The sequence below is a fragment of the Halorussus salinus genome (genome assembly GCF_004765815.2).
Classification (GTDB): Archaea; Halobacteriota; Halobacteria; order Halobacteriales; family Haladaptataceae; genus Halorussus; species Halorussus salinus.
Map to the genome: position 1 here is coordinate 729,086 of NZ_ML974128.1, position 16,003 is coordinate 745,088.

17 protein-coding genes are annotated in these 16,003 nt (G+C 64.9%); 10 read left to right on the top strand and 7 right to left on the bottom strand.

Going from position 1 to position 16,003, the window contains the following annotated elements; translation table 11 throughout:
• Positions 1 to 93 precede the first annotated feature (93 nt).
• The gene (locus EPL00_RS24310) at positions 94 to 243 is read left to right on the top strand and encodes a DUF7556 family protein (RefSeq protein WP_449405125.1); all 150 of its coding nucleotides are present in this window, start codon (positions 94 to 96) and stop codon (positions 241 to 243) included.
• Between the two features lie 179 nt (positions 244 to 422).
• Positions 423 to 623: a XapX domain-containing protein gene (locus EPL00_RS11775; RefSeq protein ID WP_135852529.1), complete on the top strand. Its 201-nt coding sequence runs from the start codon at positions 423 to 425 to the stop codon at positions 621 to 623.
• A gap of 494 nt (positions 624 to 1,117) precedes the next feature.
• Here the strand turns inward: EPL00_RS11775 and EPL00_RS11780 are convergent, their stop codons facing one another.
• The 6 genes from EPL00_RS11780 to EPL00_RS11805 form a co-directional block, all read right to left on the bottom strand.
• Positions 1,118 to 2,980: an FAD-binding protein gene (locus tag EPL00_RS11780; RefSeq protein ID WP_135852528.1), complete on the bottom strand. Its 1,863-nt coding sequence runs from the start codon at positions 2,978 to 2,980 to the stop codon at positions 1,118 to 1,120.
• A gap of 22 nt (positions 2,981 to 3,002) precedes the next feature.
• Positions 3,003 to 3,899: a succinate dehydrogenase/fumarate reductase iron-sulfur subunit gene (locus EPL00_RS11785; protein WP_135852527.1), complete on the bottom strand. Its 897-nt coding sequence runs from the start codon at positions 3,897 to 3,899 to the stop codon at positions 3,003 to 3,005.
• A 2-nt stretch (positions 3,900 to 3,901) separates the two neighbouring features.
• Positions 3,902 to 4,267, bottom strand: a complete 366-nt coding sequence (locus EPL00_RS11790; RefSeq protein WP_135852526.1) for a succinate dehydrogenase/fumarate reductase transmembrane subunit — start codon at positions 4,265 to 4,267, stop codon at positions 3,902 to 3,904.
• Positions 4,267 to 4,659: a succinate dehydrogenase, cytochrome b556 subunit gene (gene sdhC / locus EPL00_RS11795; RefSeq protein ID WP_135852525.1), complete on the bottom strand. Its 393-nt coding sequence runs from the start codon at positions 4,657 to 4,659 to the stop codon at positions 4,267 to 4,269. Before sdhC ends, EPL00_RS11790 begins: the two co-directional genes overlap by 1 nt.
• 214 nt (positions 4,660 to 4,873) lie before the next feature.
• On the bottom strand, positions 4,874 to 5,671 hold the full coding sequence (locus EPL00_RS11800; protein WP_135852524.1) for a helix-turn-helix transcriptional regulator: 798 nt from the start codon (positions 5,669 to 5,671) through the stop codon (positions 4,874 to 4,876).
• A 147-nt stretch (positions 5,672 to 5,818) separates the two neighbouring features.
• On the bottom strand, positions 5,819 to 6,886 hold the full coding sequence (locus tag EPL00_RS11805; protein WP_135852523.1) for a succinylglutamate desuccinylase/aspartoacylase family protein: 1,068 nt from the start codon (positions 6,884 to 6,886) through the stop codon (positions 5,819 to 5,821).
• Between the two features lie 101 nt (positions 6,887 to 6,987).
• Between EPL00_RS11805 and EPL00_RS11810 the strand changes: the two genes are divergently transcribed.
• From EPL00_RS11810 to EPL00_RS11830, 5 genes are all read left to right on the top strand, one after another.
• The gene (locus EPL00_RS11810) at positions 6,988 to 8,328 is read left to right on the top strand and encodes an ATP-grasp domain-containing protein (protein ID WP_135852522.1); all 1,341 of its coding nucleotides are present in this window, start codon (positions 6,988 to 6,990) and stop codon (positions 8,326 to 8,328) included.
• Between the two features lie 95 nt (positions 8,329 to 8,423).
• Positions 8,424 to 8,909, top strand: coding sequence for a hypothetical protein (locus EPL00_RS11815; protein ID WP_135852521.1), 486 nt, complete (start codon positions 8,424 to 8,426; stop codon positions 8,907 to 8,909).
• A complete protein-coding gene (locus EPL00_RS11820) occupies positions 8,902 to 9,435 on the top strand; it encodes a hypothetical protein (protein WP_135852520.1) in 534 nt (177 codons plus the stop codon). The genes EPL00_RS11815 and EPL00_RS11820 overlap by 8 nt, the downstream gene beginning before the upstream one ends.
• Positions 9,436 to 9,474: 39 nt before the next feature.
• Complete coding sequence (locus EPL00_RS11825) at positions 9,475 to 10,011, top strand: hypothetical protein (protein ID WP_135852519.1); 537 nt, start codon at positions 9,475 to 9,477, stop codon at positions 10,009 to 10,011.
• 75 nt (positions 10,012 to 10,086) lie between these two features.
• Complete coding sequence (locus EPL00_RS11830; RefSeq protein ID WP_135852518.1) at positions 10,087 to 10,698, top strand: DNA-3-methyladenine glycosylase family protein; 612 nt, start codon at positions 10,087 to 10,089, stop codon at positions 10,696 to 10,698.
• A gap of 363 nt (positions 10,699 to 11,061) precedes the next feature.
• Here the strand turns inward: EPL00_RS11830 and EPL00_RS11835 are convergent, their stop codons facing one another.
• Positions 11,062 to 11,433 (bottom strand): DUF7344 domain-containing protein, encoded by a 372-nt coding sequence (locus tag EPL00_RS11835; RefSeq protein WP_135852517.1) that lies wholly within the window; start codon positions 11,431 to 11,433, stop codon positions 11,062 to 11,064.
• A gap of 448 nt (positions 11,434 to 11,881) precedes the next feature.
• On the opposite strand from EPL00_RS11835, the gene EPL00_RS11840 reads away from it, so the two are divergent.
• The 3 genes from EPL00_RS11840 (at position 11,882) to aglM (ending at position 15,123) form a co-directional block, all read left to right on the top strand.
• Complete coding sequence (locus EPL00_RS11840; protein WP_135852516.1) at positions 11,882 to 12,931, top strand: ABC transporter ATP-binding protein; 1,050 nt, start codon at positions 11,882 to 11,884, stop codon at positions 12,929 to 12,931.
• A complete protein-coding gene (locus EPL00_RS11845; RefSeq protein ID WP_135852515.1) occupies positions 12,928 to 13,767 on the top strand; it encodes an ABC transporter permease in 840 nt (279 codons plus the stop codon). The genes EPL00_RS11840 and EPL00_RS11845 overlap by 4 nt, the downstream gene beginning before the upstream one ends.
• 69 nt (positions 13,768 to 13,836) lie before the next feature.
• Complete coding sequence (gene aglM, locus EPL00_RS11850) at positions 13,837 to 15,123, top strand: UDP-glucose 6-dehydrogenase AglM (RefSeq protein ID WP_135852514.1); 1,287 nt, start codon at positions 13,837 to 13,839, stop codon at positions 15,121 to 15,123.
• The last annotated feature ends 880 nt before the right edge of the window (positions 15,124 to 16,003 follow it).

The window sequence follows — 16,003 nt, forward strand, 5'->3', positions numbered from 1 at the left end:
CGTGTATACTAAAGACCCTCTCGCGTCTAAAATAGAACCACGAAGACGAAACTTCGGTGATTTACCCTGAGTTGGACACTCCCCACCGCAGAACTGGACGAATCGTTCGAAGACGGCGAAGTCATGTTCGCCGTGGACGACACCGACGACGAGCGCACGTCGGTCATCGCCGACGTGTCGAACGACGAGGCGTATCTGGCGATGCCCTTCGAGGAGTCCCGCACGCTCTCGCAGTGGCGCTAATGCGCCGACCGCCCTCCTTCTAATCCGGTCGCGTAACCGCTTTCGACCGCGTAGCCGTGTTCCGCCGCGCGTCGAGCGCCAGCGACCGCTCGGCGACGCGCCACGGGACGTGTCTCGACCGGACGAGTCTCGCCCCGAATCAGAACTGCCTTCTCGGTCCTCTCCCAACGACGCGACCGATGAACCTGACACTCACGCTCCTCGCGCTGTTGACGGGCTTTCTGACGGGCGCGCTGTTCACCTTCCTCGGTATTCCGCTCCCCGCGCCGCCCGAACTCCCCGGTCTGGTCGGCATCGTCGGCGTCTATCTCGGCTACAAGGCGGTCGAGTACCTCGACGCGGGCATCGACCTCCTCGCGGCGCTCGGATTGGCGGGATAAGCACAACAGGCGGACTTTCTCTCTCGGCGTTCGGTACCCCGGCCGAGATTTGAAATACGATGCCGGGACGACCCTCGACCGGACGTTTCGCGCGGTTCCGGGCGAGGGCGCGCCGCGGGACCGCCAGTCCGACTACCCCGAGAGGGCTGTGCTACGTCTGGGCCGCGTCTCCGCCGTCTTCGCCGACGGTCGTCCCGTCGGTCGGGTCCGCTGGAAATCGGTCGAAGACGGCGGAAAGCGACCGCACGGCACCCGAGCGACTGCCGACACCGAGGCGTCTCCCACACGGCACCGCCACCGCACGGTATCGCCACCACACTGCACGGCACCGCCACCGCACGGTATCGCCACCACACTGCACGGCACCGCCACCACACTGCACGGCACCGCCACCACACAACACCGCATTGCACGGCACCACCACCGCACGCCGGGTCGGAGAGTCGCTACTCCGAGCTATCGGAGAACGAAGCCGGGAGAAACGAAAAAGTCGCTCAGTACGAGCGTTCTTTCGGCTCGTAGGTCTTGTCCTCGCCGTCGAGGATGACCGGTTTGTACCACAGTTCCGGCGTGCCGTCGTTCCACGACAGCATCGTGTGCTTGAGCCACTCGTCGTCCTTGCGCTCCTGATGCTCCTGTCGCCAGTGGGCACCGCGGAACTCGTCGCGGGCCAGCGCGCCGAGCGTGATGGCCTCCGCGAGGTCGATGAGGTTGCGCGTCTCGATGGTGTGGATGAGGTCGGTGTTGAACGTGCGCGAGGGGTCGTTGACGTACACGTCTTGGTAGGCCTCCCGGACCTCTCGGATGTCTTCGAGCGCCTGCTTCAGGCCCTCCTCGTTCCGGAAGACGTTGACGTTCTCGGTCATCGACTGCTGGAGGTCCGCCCGGAGGTCCGAGTGCTTGACGCCCTCGTCTTTCTCCATCAGCTCCTCGATGCGAGTGCGCTCGCGCTCGACGGCGCGGCGGACCGTCTCGTCGGGTTCTACGACCGCCGCGCCGCCGTCAGCGGCCACGTCGTCGCCGCCGTCGGCCACGGCCTCGTCGTCGCCGGAGGGCACCGCGCCCGGTTCGACGGGCGTGTCCAGACCGTCTTCCTCCTCGATTTCCGCGGTCTTGCCCTTCGTAATCTCGGCCTCGCCGAGGTCCGCGCCCGCGGCGTGGCGACCGGCGCGCGCGCCGAAGACGATGAGTTCCGGCAGGGCGTTACCGCCGAGTCGGTTCGACCCGTGGACCGAGACGCAGGCACACTCGCCCGCGGCGTAGAGACCGTCGATGAGCGTCTCGCCGTTCTCGTCGGTCTCGATGCCGCCCATCTCGTAGTGCTGGCCGGGCTTGACCGGCATCGGCTCTTCGAGGCCGTCCACGCCCTCGAAGTCCCGCGCGAGGTGGAGGATGTTCTCCAGTCGGTCGGTGATGCGCTCCTCGCCGAGGTGGCGCATGTCGAGATAGACGTACTCGTCCTCGACGCCGCGGCCGGAGTTGACCTCGGTGAGTTCCGCGCGCGACACCACGTCGCGGGAGGCCAGTTCCCCGGCGTTGTTGGCGTAGCCGTACTCGAACATGAACCGCTCGCCCTCCGAATTGTAGAGGATGCCGCCCTCTCCCCGGACGCCCTCGGAGATAAGGACCCCCGTCGAGGGGAGCGTGGTCGGGTGGAACTGGACGAACTCCATGTCTTCGAGCGGGACGCCCGCTCGGTAGGCCATCGCCGCGCCGTCGCCGGTGTTGGCGACCGCGTTGGTCGTGTGGTCGTACACCTGTCCGGTGCCGCCGGTGGCGAGGATGACGCCGTTTCGGGCCTTGAAGCCCTCGACCGCGCCGGTCTTGATGTCGTAGGCGACGACGCCGTGACACTCCCGCTCGTCGGGGTCGTCGTGGTCCGTGACCGCGAGGTTCGAGACGTACCACTCGTCGTACACCTGAATCCCGCGCTTGACGACCTGCTCGTACATGACGTGGAGCAGGTGGTGGCCGGTCTCGGCACCGGCGTAGGTCGTCCGCGGGAAGGAGAGTCCGCCGAACGGTCGCTGGGAGACGCGGCCGTCGTCCTCGCGGGAGAACGGCATCCCCCAGTGTTCGAGTTGGACCGTCTCCTCGGGGCTGTCCTGCGCGAGGGTCTCGATTGCCGGGGCGTCGCCGAGGTAGTCCGACCCCTTCATCGTGTCGTAGGCGTGGAGTTCCCAGTCGTCGCCCTCGCGAATCGCCGCGTTGATACCGCCTTCGGCCGCGCCGGTGTGGCTCCGCACGGGGTGGAGCTTGGTGACGATAGCCACGTCCGCGCCCTCCTCGTGGGCCGCGATGGCCGCTCGAAGCCCGGCACCGCCGCCGCCGATTACCAGAACGTCGTGTTCGTGCATAGTTTGTAATGTAGTGTTCGAGCTACCAGAACTTGAGGTTCTGCTTGACCGCCTCTCGCTTGAGTTCTTGGATATGCTCGGTCAGCGGGATGTCTTTCGGACAGACGTTCGTGCAGGAGAACTGGGTCTGGCACCGCCAGACGCCGTGTTCTTGGTCCATCACGTTCAGCCGGTGTTCCTTCATGTTCTCGCCCTCCCGCTCGTCCATCGCGAAGCGGTAGGCCTTGTTGATGGCCGCCGGACCGAGATACTGGTTGTCCCCGGCCGCGACGTTACACGACGACATGCAGGCACCGCACCAGATACACCGAGTGGACATCTTGATCTTCTCGCGGTTCTCCCGCGTCTGTCGGTACTCTTCGAGGTCGCCATCCGGGTCCTCCTCGGGCTGGAAGAACGGCTCGACCGCGTGCATCTGGTCGTAGAAGTGTTCCATGTCCACGACGAGGTCCTTCACCACGTCTTGGTGGGGCAACGGCTCGACCCGGACCGGCGCTTCGAGGTCCGAAATCTGGGTCTGGCAGCCGAGGCGCTGGCGACCGTTGATGAACAGCGCGTCGGAACCACAGACCGCCTGCCGACAGGAGTGTCGGAACGTCAGCGTGGTGTCGTAGCGGTCGCGGGCGTAGATGAGCGCGTCGAGGACCGTCATCCCCTTCTCCTTCGGGATGGCGAAGTCGTCGAAGCGCGGTTCCATCTTCCCTTCGACCTCGGGGTCGTAGCGGAACACCTTCAGCTGGAACGACTCGCCCTCGATGTCGGCGGGCGCGCCCGACACCGACTGCTGGCGTTGGGCGTCCCGGTCGGCGCGGCGTTGGTCGCCGTACGAAGCGCTCTCGGTAATCTCGGCCTCGGTCTCGGCGTTGACCTCCTGTTCGGTCTCGGTCTGTTCTTTCTCTTCTGGTACTTGCGTGCTCATGATTACACCATTCCGTTCATGACGAGCGCGAGGTAGGTCCCTTGCGCCGCCAGCGCGAGACCGGCGACGACGAGGAGGCCCTTGACTGCGGTCTTCTTGGTGCCCGTCAGGCCCTGATTCAGCAGTGCGGCGTAGACGCCGTTGACGCCGTGGAACGTCCCGGTCCACAGGAATAGGACCATCGTGACGAGATAGCCCCACTGGTCCATGCGGGCGGTCGTCTGGGCGAACGTTACCTCCGAGGCGTGGTTCAGGAAGTGCAGGAGGAAGAAGTGGAACGCCAACACTACGACGAGGAACGCGGCCGTGACTCGCTGGAGGAGCCACGACGCGCTCCCGCTTTGGAACGACGAGTAGCGTTCGGCCATTAGAACGCTCCCTCCAAGAACGTCGGGATACTCGCCAGTACGATGACGCCCGTGACGACGAGTGATGCGTAGAAGCTCTTGTCCTGCGATTCGAGTCCGAGTCCGAGGTCCACGAACAGCAGGCGGACCCCGTTGAGGATGTGGAAGACGGCCACCGCCAGCAGGCCGACCTCCAGAACCCGGACCACGAGCAGGCTTTCGAGCCCCTGAAGCGTGTCCGTGTACGCGCTCGCACCGGCAGTTGCGGTACTCAGCACGGCGATGTGCGTGAACAGGTAGCCGACGAGTACCCACCCGGTGAACTTGTGGAATATCCAGGCCCACATCCCGGCCGTGAACTCCCGCCACCGGCCGAAGTCTTCGACGAGGCCTCGATTGTACGATTGACTCATACTTGTCCGTTCGGGAGGTTGGACTGTGGGCAAATAGAAGTTTCTACCTGCCGCCAGTCTCGGGGCCTCGGCGCTCGATTTCCCGGCGAACATGTCCGGAGCTCATAGGGATTATCGTAGAACTGCGGAGATTCATCAGCCAGAATGCAGGTGTTGTCGCTCGATTACGCTGAAATCTGTAGCGAGACTCTATGACTTGCTACGATAATCCCTATCAGGCCGACCGCACGCGGTCGAACTCGCGGGCCGTCCGCCGGTAGTCGGCGTAGGTCGATTCGGCCCACTCGCGCAGTTCGGGCGCGTCGGACTCGACCAATGCGCGGGGAATCCCGTCGTCGTCCTCGACCCCGACGTGAACGACCTCGTCGTAGATGCCCAGAAAGTACGGAATCGGGCCGTCGTAGACGAACAGCCCCACGTCGCCGGACGCCAGCAACTCCTCGACTTTCTCGGCGTAGTGGGGTTTCTCACGGAGCTTTTCGGCGACCTCGCGCTCGACCACGAGCGTCTGGCGCTGGCCGTCGCCGACCGCCTCGGTCGCCGTCTCCATCTGGTTGAGTCCGACCGCGGGGAGGAGACCCCGGAACCGGTCGGATTCGGCCACCGCGTCGGCGTGGTAGTTGGCGGGCGCGTAGGGGTCTTCGGGCGTCGAGACCACCACCGTCGCGTCGGCGAGACAGCCGAGGTCGAGGTCGAACTCCTCGACGGGAAGCCACTCCAGCGCGGGTTTGAGCCGATGTATCGTGGTAAGTCGCCGCTCGAAGCGCCGGTACTCCGCCGCGGCGAGTCGGCCGAAGGTCGTCGCTCGATACTGGCCCTCGTCGTAGGCCACGAGGTCGTACGATTCGAGTTCTCGGACGCTCCTATCGACCGTCGAGCGCGAGCAGTCGAGGCGCTCGACCAGTTCGCGCTTGTTCGTTGGCTCCTCGACCAGTCGATTCAGGAGGTCTCCTCGGCGGTCGAGTACGTCTCCCAGTGACTTCTGCTTGTGACTCGAACACACGGTTTCCACCAGAGCGACACGTCTATTCGGTCGGAAATATACGTGTTGGAGCGAATCGCTGGGTTTTCGTACGGAACTAATCAACTCGGTTCGTTCTGTCTTTTTCTCGCCGTGGATTTTATCCTATCCCGGCGGTGCGACTACAAAATCAGAGATTCACCGCCGACTCGGACTCGCTGGCGTCGGCGTGTTCTCGACGGACTCGCTCCGGGCGCGCTCGCGCTTGAGCGCCTTGCGGGTCTTCGCCGAGAGTTCGACCATGTGACAGAGCGGGTTGCCCGGATAGACGACCGGGTTCTCCAAGACGCCGACCAGCAAGCCGGTGAACGGCGCTTCGACCGGCTCTCGGTCGGTCTTGAACGGGTTGGTGATGGTGCAGATGGTGTCACCCTCGTAGACCAGCGACCCGCGGTCGTGGTGCATATCGACCAGACCGCCCGCGTCGGCCCGAATCCACGTCTTCTCCTTGGCGTCGTCGATGACGGTCCGCCAGCCCGGCCACTTCACCGACTCGGTACGGTGGGCACCGTACTCCGAGAGGACGCTCTCGACGCCTTCGAGTCCGCGGTCGATGAACTCCCGCTGGAACCGGTGGGCCTCGCCCATCTCGATGGTGATGGTCGGGATGCCGTAGTCGGTCGCCTCGCGGCGGAGGGTGCCCGAGGGTCCCTCCGACGAGATGATGACGTTCGAGCCGAACGCCTTGGCGAGTCTGGCGACCTCGGGGTCGGCCGTGTCCGCGCGGACGTGCAACATGTTCGTGCGCCCGCGCGTGGACGTATGAAAATCCAACCCGATGTCGCAGGGCGCGACGAAGTTCCGGAATATCTGGTGGGCCATCCGCTTCGCGCTGGTCGAACCCTGCCGACCGGGGAACGACCGGTTGAGGTCCCGGTCGTAGATAGGGAGGTAACGCTCCTGTGCGAGAAAGCCGGGGACGTTCAGGACGGGCATACAGACCAGCGTGCCACAGAGGTCGTCGTGGTTCCAGCCGTGAGCGACCTCTCGGACCACTTCGATGCCGTTGAGTTCGTCGCCGTGGGCCGCGGCCGAGAGGAACACCGTCGGTCCCGGTTCGGCCCCGTTGACGATGGTGACGGGGATGCGAACCGGGTCGCCCAGATACGTCTCGCTGATGCCGTACCGCACGTTCTGGGTCTCACCCGGCTCGACGATTCCGCCGTTGTACGTAAACGCATCCGGGTCAGCCTCCGAACCGGTCATGCCCCTCACTCGGTCCCCGGCCTATATAAAGGCGCGGCAGTCGGTACGTCGGCGACCGATGTTCGCCTTTTTAAGTCGCCGGGTTCAATACGTTACTACAAATGACTGCTGACGGTTCAGGTGTGCGGGTCGGTGTACTCAGTCTTCACAACAGCAAAGAAACCAAGGCGATTCTGAACGCTATCGAGGACCTCGGTCACGAACCGTTCTGGCTTCGCGAGGAGAACACGGCCATCAAACTCGAAGACGGGTCGGTCGAACTCGAACCCGACGTGGACGCGGTGGCGAATCGGCTGTTGCTCTCGAACACCGAACAGCCCTCGGAGGCCGTCGGTCTCGCGAAGATATACGACTCGGTGTTGCCCGTTCTCAACGACCCGAGTTCGGTGATGACCGCCATCCACAAATTCTCTACCGCGACTGCACTGGCCGACGCGGGGATTCCGGTCCCCGACGCGCTGATGGCGCTGTCGAACGACCGCCTCAACGACGGCCGGGACGACTTCGGCGACGAGGCCGTCTACAAGACCGCGATCGGGACCCACGGCGGCGGGACGTGGAAGGTCGGGCCGGACGAACTCGTCAACCCTCGGGTCGGCGACCGCCAAGCCTTCCTGCAGGAACTCATCGAGCGCGACGACACCCGCCACCGCGACCTGCGCGTGTACGTGGTCGGCGACCGCATCGTCGGCGCGATGAACCGCTACGCGCCCGAGAACGACTGGCGGACGAACGTGGCGTTGGGCGGCGACGTGGAGGACGCATCCGACAACCTCCCGCGCGAGGTGGCGGACATCGCCCGCGAGGCCTCGGAAGTCATCGGCCTCGACTACGCGGGCGTGGACCTCATCGAGGGCCACGACGGCTGGTACGTCCTCGAAGTCAACCCGACTGCGGGCTTCAAGGGACTCTACAAAGCGACCGGCAAGAGCGCCGCGCCCTACATCGCCCAACTCGCCATCGAGCGCGCTGGCGGCACGGTAGACGAAGGCAAAGTGCGGGACCTGTCGGCCACGCTGGACGACTCGGTGCCCGCCTGTAAACCGATGCCCAAGGAGACGGGGTCGGGCGAACCCATCGTCATCGGCTACACCGAGGAGGTCATCCTCAGCGGGACCAGCGGCTCGGAGACGGTCCTCGCCAAGTCCGACACGGGCGCGACTCGGACCAGCATCGACACCAAACTCGCGGCTCAAATCGGTGCCGGACCCATCAAGTCCATCGCCAAGGTCAAGTCGGGGTCCAGCAAGTCGAGTCGCTCCCGGCCGGTCGTGGACGTGGTAGTCGGCGTCGGCGGCAACCGACACACCGTGACCGCGAGCATCGAGGACCGCGGCCACATGGAGTACCCGGTCCTGCTAGGTCGTGACATCCTGAAACACTATCAGGTCAACGTCCAGAAGCGCGTGAACTCCGAGGAGGAGACCGAAGAAGAGGAGTAACCGTCGTCTGCTTCGTCGTCCGTCTTCCCGCAGCGTCTATTGGTAACACCTAGCAGAGTAAATATTATACTTCTCTCTATTATAATATGTTTTCGATGAGAAGCACGGGTGCTCACATCGACACCGAGCGTGCGTCGGGAGGCGAACACGGTCCTGACACGCCCGGCAGTAGCGTACGCGACCCCGCGCCGTCCGGTCCGCGAGCGGGCGAGTACGACCGGTTGATGCAGACGCCCGCGTCGGCGCTGACCGCGGCCGACGTACGACGCCTCTCTGAACTCCGTGAGCGAGCGGTCGAGAGCGGCGACGACACCCGTGTCGAGGCGATAGACGAACAGTTGGGCGCGTTCCTCGAACTGCTCGACCTACCGACGGACTCGTCGGTCGAAGCCGAACTCGAAACGCTCGAACCGTCCGTGCCGTCCCGTAGCGAACGGGTCGCTCTGACGGTCGTCGGTCTCTCCTGCGGGGCCGGTATCGGATTCGTGATGTCGGGACCCGACGGCGTCCTCGCGGGTGCGCTCCTCGGCTACGTGCTGGTCTCGCAGGTCCGAGCGCCGGAGGTGCCCCAGCGTGACTGACAGCGAACTCGTCCGTCTGTTCGTTCAGGGGTTCGTCCCCGCGCTGACGGTGACGGCACTCGGCGTCCAGTTTTTCGTTCGATACGGTAGCCGCGTCAATTCGTGGCTCTCGGACTTGGAAGAGGACATCAAACGGAAGATTCGCATCCAGTTCATCGAACCGCTCAAGGACCGACAGCCGGGAATCCGGACGGTGGACGAAGTCGATCTGCCACTGAAGTACATCCGAAGCTGGGGCCTGTACGTCTATCGGCGACAGTACTACAAACTCGCCGTCTGGAAGGCCTTCCTGTTCTCCGTCTTCGGTGGACTGTGCTGGATTTGCGCGTACCTCCTCGGCCATCTGTTCGCTCCGTCGGCGACCGTTCTCAACGCTCCCGTGACACTCGACGTGGTGACCGTCCGCTCGGCACTTCGTACCGCAGGTCTCGTCTCGGGTCTGCTCTTTGCCTTCTTCGCGTTCGTGGTCGTCCTCAAATTCGAGTTCACCGACGACAAAACGTCGGTTCCGCATCCGAAGGATTAACCCCAAATTTTTGGCCGTAGCCGTCGTGTTCTCACCGTCATGACCGACCGACCCGCCAGACAGACCCGCGCCGCGACGAGTCGCCGCCGCCAGTCGTGGTCCGGGTGGGGCGAGGGGAGCGTCGACGAGAAGGACGGCGTCGGGGTGTTCCTAGACGACGTGACCTACGTCTTCGCGGACGTGTCCGTGTTCGGTCTGCCCCTCCTCGCGGTCGTCCTCGTCTCCGGGGGCAACGAGTGGGTCGGACTCAAGACCGCGGCGCTGGTCGCGTGGCTGACGACGGTCGGGGTCGGGGCGGTGATTCGCGGCGGGTGGGTCACGCCGCTGGCGACGGACGCGCCGGGGTGGGTGGCCGTGACGCCGTGGCTGGTCGTCCTCCGGGTACTCTACTACAACGCCGCGCTCGCGCTAGCGGCCTACGGCGGGCGTGCGCTCGGGGTTTCGGTCGCCTCCTCGGTGACCGGGTCGCCGTGGCCCTCGCTGGCGACGGTCGGGTTCGCGCTCCTCGTCGGTGCGCTCGCGGCCGCGCTGTTTCCCCGCGTCGCCGAATCGTTCCACGCAGTCGTGATGGAGTGAGTCCACCCCGCTTCCGAACTCGACCTGACCGGAAGGCCACACGCTCATCTTGCTCCGGTCCCTACGAGTCGCCGAATGACCGACGAAGCAATCGCCGCGCTCCGGGGCGACGACCACCTCGGACCGCTGGTCGCCGAGTACGGACCGATGACCATCGAACCGGCCGAGAACTTCTACGAGCGGTTCGTCGTCTCCATCCTCCGCCAGCAGGTGTCGATGGCCTCCGCCGCGGCCACGCGCGAGCGACTGTTCGACCGGGTGGAACCGACTCCCGAGGAGATGCTGGCGGCCGACCCCGAACTCCTTCGGGAGGCCGGACTCTCGCGCCAGAAGACCGAGTACGTCCGGAACGTCGCCGAGGCGTTCCTCGAAGAGGGGTACTCGCGGGAGTACTTCGCTGGCGTCCCCGACGACGAGGTGCTGGCGGAACTCACGTCCATCAAGGGCGTCGGGACGTGGACCGCCAACATGCAGTTGATGTTCTCGCTCGGGCGACCCGACGTGTTCCCGGTCGGCGACCTCGGCATCCGGAAGGGAGTCGAGCGCCTGTTCGACGCCGAGATGACCCGCGCCGAGATGGTCGAGACCGCCGAGCGGTGGGCACCGTACCGGAGCTACGCGAGCCTCTACCTCTGGCGAGTCGACGAGGACATCACCGAGAGCGTCGGCGAGGTGACCGAGAACTGAGAGGAGGGTCGTCAACTGCGCGAAGAGCGGTCAACTGAGACGAGAGCAAACGAGCGAATCGAGAGACCGCGGATGCGAGAGGAGCAAGCGTCGATTCGGAGGGCCGAGTGCGTCGGCGGGGACCGACTCTGGCGGGGTCGTTCGGAGTCTCGGCGAGCGGGGCGAGTGCGTTGCCGGACGGTTCGACGGGGTCTGACCGGGCAGTCCGGTGGAAGTCCGACCGGACAGTTCGGCGGGGTCCCACCGAGCGGTCGAGGAGGCTACGACCGTCTCGGGGTGAGTCTCGCGGCGGAGAGGGCGTCGGGCGCGAGTTCGGACGGCGGTGTCGGGCAGTCGGTGGTGCGGGCGGTCGTCGGTCGTCGCTCAAGCGACGTTCTCCTCGGCGGCGGCGAGGTCGAGGTACGTCGCGAGCGGCATCCCGTTGTTCTCGGTGAGCGTCACGTACCCCTCGTCGGCGTCGAAGGCGACCGCTCCCGCTTCGTCCAAGCGCGGGAGCTGGCTGTGGTAGAGGTCGGCGAGAACGAGCTGGGTGTCCACCTCGCCCTCCTCCCACGATGCGACCTGTTCGGCCAACTCCTCGACCGACATCGAGCCGCTCTGTTCTCGAAGGGAGTAGAGGACGTACCGACGCCGCTTGTCAGAGAGGAGATCGAGCGTGGCGTCGAGTGCGGGAGAGATGCCACGGTTCCCCCCAGCGTGGCCGTCGGTCACGTCCGGAGCATCCGTATCCATCATGCAAGTGCTACTGCAAACTCCGGGGCAAAAAGCACGGTACCTAAAGGATTAGGTAGTCGGGTCTTGGCGCGGTTCGAGCGGCCGACGCTCGACTCCGACCCGCCGGTCGAGTCGGGTCCTGAGGTCGTCGGGTCGCCGCGGAACGCACGCTGTCGGGTCCGTCGAACGCCGTCGGAACCCCTTAATCCCCCGAGCGTCTACCGACGTGTGCGTACCTCAAGTCCCCGCCCGAGCAGTCCCACTCGGGAGCGATGACAGCGCGGAGAACCCGGGTACGCGACATAGCGGGTTGCACCCCGAACAGCACGCCCGGCACGAGGGTTTGCCAGCAGACTCGGCACGCCGCCACGGGATGACGCTGGAGGTTAGTGTTCCGGGCGACATTTCGGTACTTCGTCACCGTCGAGCGGTGACTGTGCTTTTACTCGTCAGACCCCTACGACTGATAATGACGATACAGGAGAATCGGGAGCGTCCCGAGGAGTCCGGGGGAGCGCAGTTCGGGGGCGAGCAGTCCGCCGTGGAGGGGACTCCTCCGGACGCCGGGGCGTCGCCAGCTATCGCCGTCGAGGGACTCCGCAAGCGGTTCGGGAGCGGTCCGGAGGCGGTGACCGCGGTCGATGAGGTCTCGTTCACGGTCGAGCGCGGGTCTGTCGTCGGGTTGCTCGGCCCCAACGGCGCGGGGAAGACGACGACCATCAAGTCGATTCTGGGGATGGTGCTTCCCGACGAGGGGTCGGTCCGGATTCACGGCATCGACGTGTACGACCAGCCTCGTCGCGCGTACGCGCACGTTGATGCAATGTTAGAGGGCGCACGAAACGACTACTGGCGGCTTACCGTCCGCGAAAATCTGCGGTACTTCTCGACCATCGGCGGGGTAGACCCCGACTCGATAGCCGACCGTCACGAGCGACTGCTGGCAAAGTTGGACCTCGCGGACGCGGCCGACCAACCGGTCCGAAGCCTCTCGCGCGGGATGAAACAGAAGGTGTCGCTGGCCAGCGTCCTCGCCAGCGAGGCCGACGTGGTGTTCTTGGACGAGCCGACCCTCGGGCTGGACGTGGAGAGTTCGCTGACGCTCCGGCGGGAACTCCGGCGCATCGTCGCCGAGCGCAACCTCACCGTGGTCGTGAGCAGTCACGACATGGACGTTATCGAGGACATCTGCGACCGCGTGGTCATCATGAACGAGGGCCGGGTCATCGCCGACGACAGCGTGGGGAACCTGCTCCGCGGCTTCGACGCGCGGGGCTACCGCGTCACGAGTCCCGACTTCGACGAGACGGTAGTGGCCGACCTGCGGGACCGATTCGAGGTGGCTGGCGTCGAGGAGATGGGCGACCGGACCCGCGTCGAGGTGGCGACCGACAGCGATGGGTTCTACGCGCTGACGGCGTTCCTGCGGAGCCGCGACGTGACCCTCGACAGGGTCGAGACCGTCGATTGGGACCTCGAAGACGTGTTCGTGGAGTTGACGGGAGGCGACGAGCGATGACGGACCTGCGACGCGATGCTCCGGGCGAGACGGGCGACGCGAGCGAAGTGACTGCACCGCGACCCGCGGGCTACCTGCAACTCGCGAAGATGGTCCTCTACCGGGAGTATCTCCTGTTCGTGCGTTACCCCGCCAACGCCATCGGCGGCATCGTCGTCTCGCTGTTCTTCTTCGGCCTGCTGTTCTACGGCGGCCGGATGCTCGCGGGGCAAGCGATAACCGACTCCATCGAGGGCATCGTCGTCGGCTACTTCCTCTGGACGCTCTCGGTCGGAGCCTACTCGGCCATCTCCAACGACATCGGGAGCGAAGTCCAGTGGGGGACGCTCGAACGCCACGTCATGACGCCGTTCGGGTTCGCGCCGGTCGCGTTCCTGAAGGGGGTCGCCAAACTCGTCCGGACGTTCGTCACCTCGTCGGTTATCCTCATCGCCATGTTGCTCGTGACCGGGACGACGCTCACCATCGACGTGCTGACCATCGTCCCGGTCGCGGTCCTGAGCGTCGCCTCGGTACTGGGACTGGGCTTCGCGGCCGGGGGCGTCACGGTCCTCTACAAGCGCATCGGGAGTTGGCTCAACCTCCTCCAGTTCGGGTTTATCATTCTCATCTCGGCTCCGGCGTTCGGACTCGGGTGGACCAAGTTCCTCCCGCTCGCGCTCGGGAGTTCGATGCTCCAGCGCGCGATGGTCGACGGTGTTCGGCTCTGGGAGTTCCCGCTCGCGGACCTCGGGGTTCTGGTCGCCACCGCGGTCGGCTACGTGGCGCTCGGCTACGCCGTCTTCGAGTACGCCACCCGGCGCGCGCGACGACTCGGCGTCCTCGGCGACTACTGAATCCGTTCTCTCGGCGACGGTCTCCTCTCACCCGTAACCCTGATGTGACGCGCCGAGGTGCTGTCAAACGTGCAAATCAACATCATCGGTAGCGGCTACGTCGGGACGACGGTGGGGGCCTGTCTCGCGGACCTCGGTCACGAGGTGACGACCATCGACATCGACGAGGAGGTCGTCGCCGCCATCAACACGGGCGAGTCGCCGATACACGAACCCGGACTGGACGACCTGTTGGCGGAACACGTCGGGGAGAACCTCTCCGCGACGACTTCCTACGACGACCTCGCCGAGGCGGACGTGACGTTCCTCGCCGTCCAGACGCCCTCCCAGTCGGACGGGAGCATCGACACGGGACCGCTCCTGAGCGCGGCCGAGATGACCGGCGAGGCGCTTCGCGATACCACGGACCGTCACCTCGTCGTCGTCAAGAGTACCGTCACGCCGCCGAACGTCGAGGAGTTACGGAACGCGGTTCTCGACGGGGCGGGCAGTGCGCGCGACCACGTCGAGATGGCCGCGAACCCCGAGTTCCAGCGCGAGGGGTCCGCCGTCGAGGACTTCCTCGACCCCCAGAAGATCGTCTTCGGCACCGACTCCGACTGGGCGACCGACCGACTCCGGGCGGTGTACGCGCCGCTCGTCGCCGACAGCGACGCGAACGTGGTCGAGACGGACCCCGAGACGGCGATGATGGTCAAGTACGCCAACAACGTCTTCCTCGCGTCGAAGATCAGCCTCATCAACGAACTCGGCAACGTCTGCAAGGAGTTCGGCATCGACGCCTACGAAGTGGCCGACGCTATCGGGATGGACGACCGCATCGGCGAGCGATTCCTCCGGTCGGGGGTCGGCTGGGGCGGGTCGTGCTTCCCGAAGGACACCGCCGCGCTCATCGACACCGCGCGCGAGTCGGGGTACGAACCGGAACTGCTGGACGCCGTCGTCTCCGTCAACGACGAGCAACCGAGCCGGATGGTCGAGTTACTCACCGACCACGTGGACATCGAGGGACAGCGAGTCGCGGTCCTCGGACTGTCGTTCAAGCCCGGTACCGGCGATATTCGGAACTCGCGCGCCATCCCGGTCATCGAACGACTCGACGACCTCGGGGCAGAGGTCGCGGCGTACGACCCGGTCGCAGTCGAGACCATGCGCGAACGCTTCCCCGACGTGACCTACGCCGATAGCGCGGCCGATGCACTTCGGGACGCACACGGCGCGCTCGTGGTCACCGACTGGGACGAGTTCGCGACGCTCGACTCGGAGTTCGACGCGATGGCCCGTCCCGTCGTCGTGGACGGCCGTCACGTCGTCTCGCGACGCGACGGTCTGACCTACGAAGGTCTGACGTGGTAAGCCGCCGGTCGTTTCTTTCGATGCTCTTCCGGAGTGTTTCGGGCGGTTCTCCTCGGTTCTTCACGCGCAGGTGTGGAGCGTCGTAATCCGGCGTATCCCGTCGGCACTGATTTGGGGTTCACTCGTTTTATCGACACGTTTCGATTACTGGTGTGGAAGACGTTCTCCCTCCTCGTGAAAACGTTACCCACTGACGCTCTGATTCGACGGTCTTAAATGTAACCCGGCCATTCGTTGGAATGCGAACGAGGTCCGGTGGTTTGGGCCTCCGGGAATCGGCGAAAAACGACGCCTTTTTACGGCGTCTACGCCGATTCTCGCAATCGACACCAATCCGTAGCCCTTAACTGTACTGGGGGACTTGGACTGAGTAGACGCGGCGTCCTGCGATTACCGACGCTCGCGAGACACTCAATCCGATGCCCTTAAGTGTAAGAGGGTACTCGGATTGGATGTGACGAACCTTCGGGGGTCTTCCCACCGAAGGACGCACACGGTTCGACGCCCTTAAATGATACGGGCACATTGAACCGTAATGCAGCGAAAGACACGACGTGATTTGCGAAACGTTCGATTCGTTTCGCAGTCTCGGACTGAGCGAGGTTCGATGGGTTTAAGACCAATCGAACTCAACGTTCGGGTCCGAAGGAAATGAGGATTCCACCCCTGCGGTCCGCCGTATACGATGGAATCTGATGTTAGCCCTGGTAGTTCGGTGACACTCGGTCGGTTACGACCGGTGTCGTTGAACTAACGGACCATTAGAAGATAGACACGATACATGTGTCTCCGCCAGAAACCCACCGAGCCACTACGCGCTCGGCAACCATTCCGGTTGATCCTGCCGGAGGCCATTGCTATCGGAGTCCGATTTAGCCAT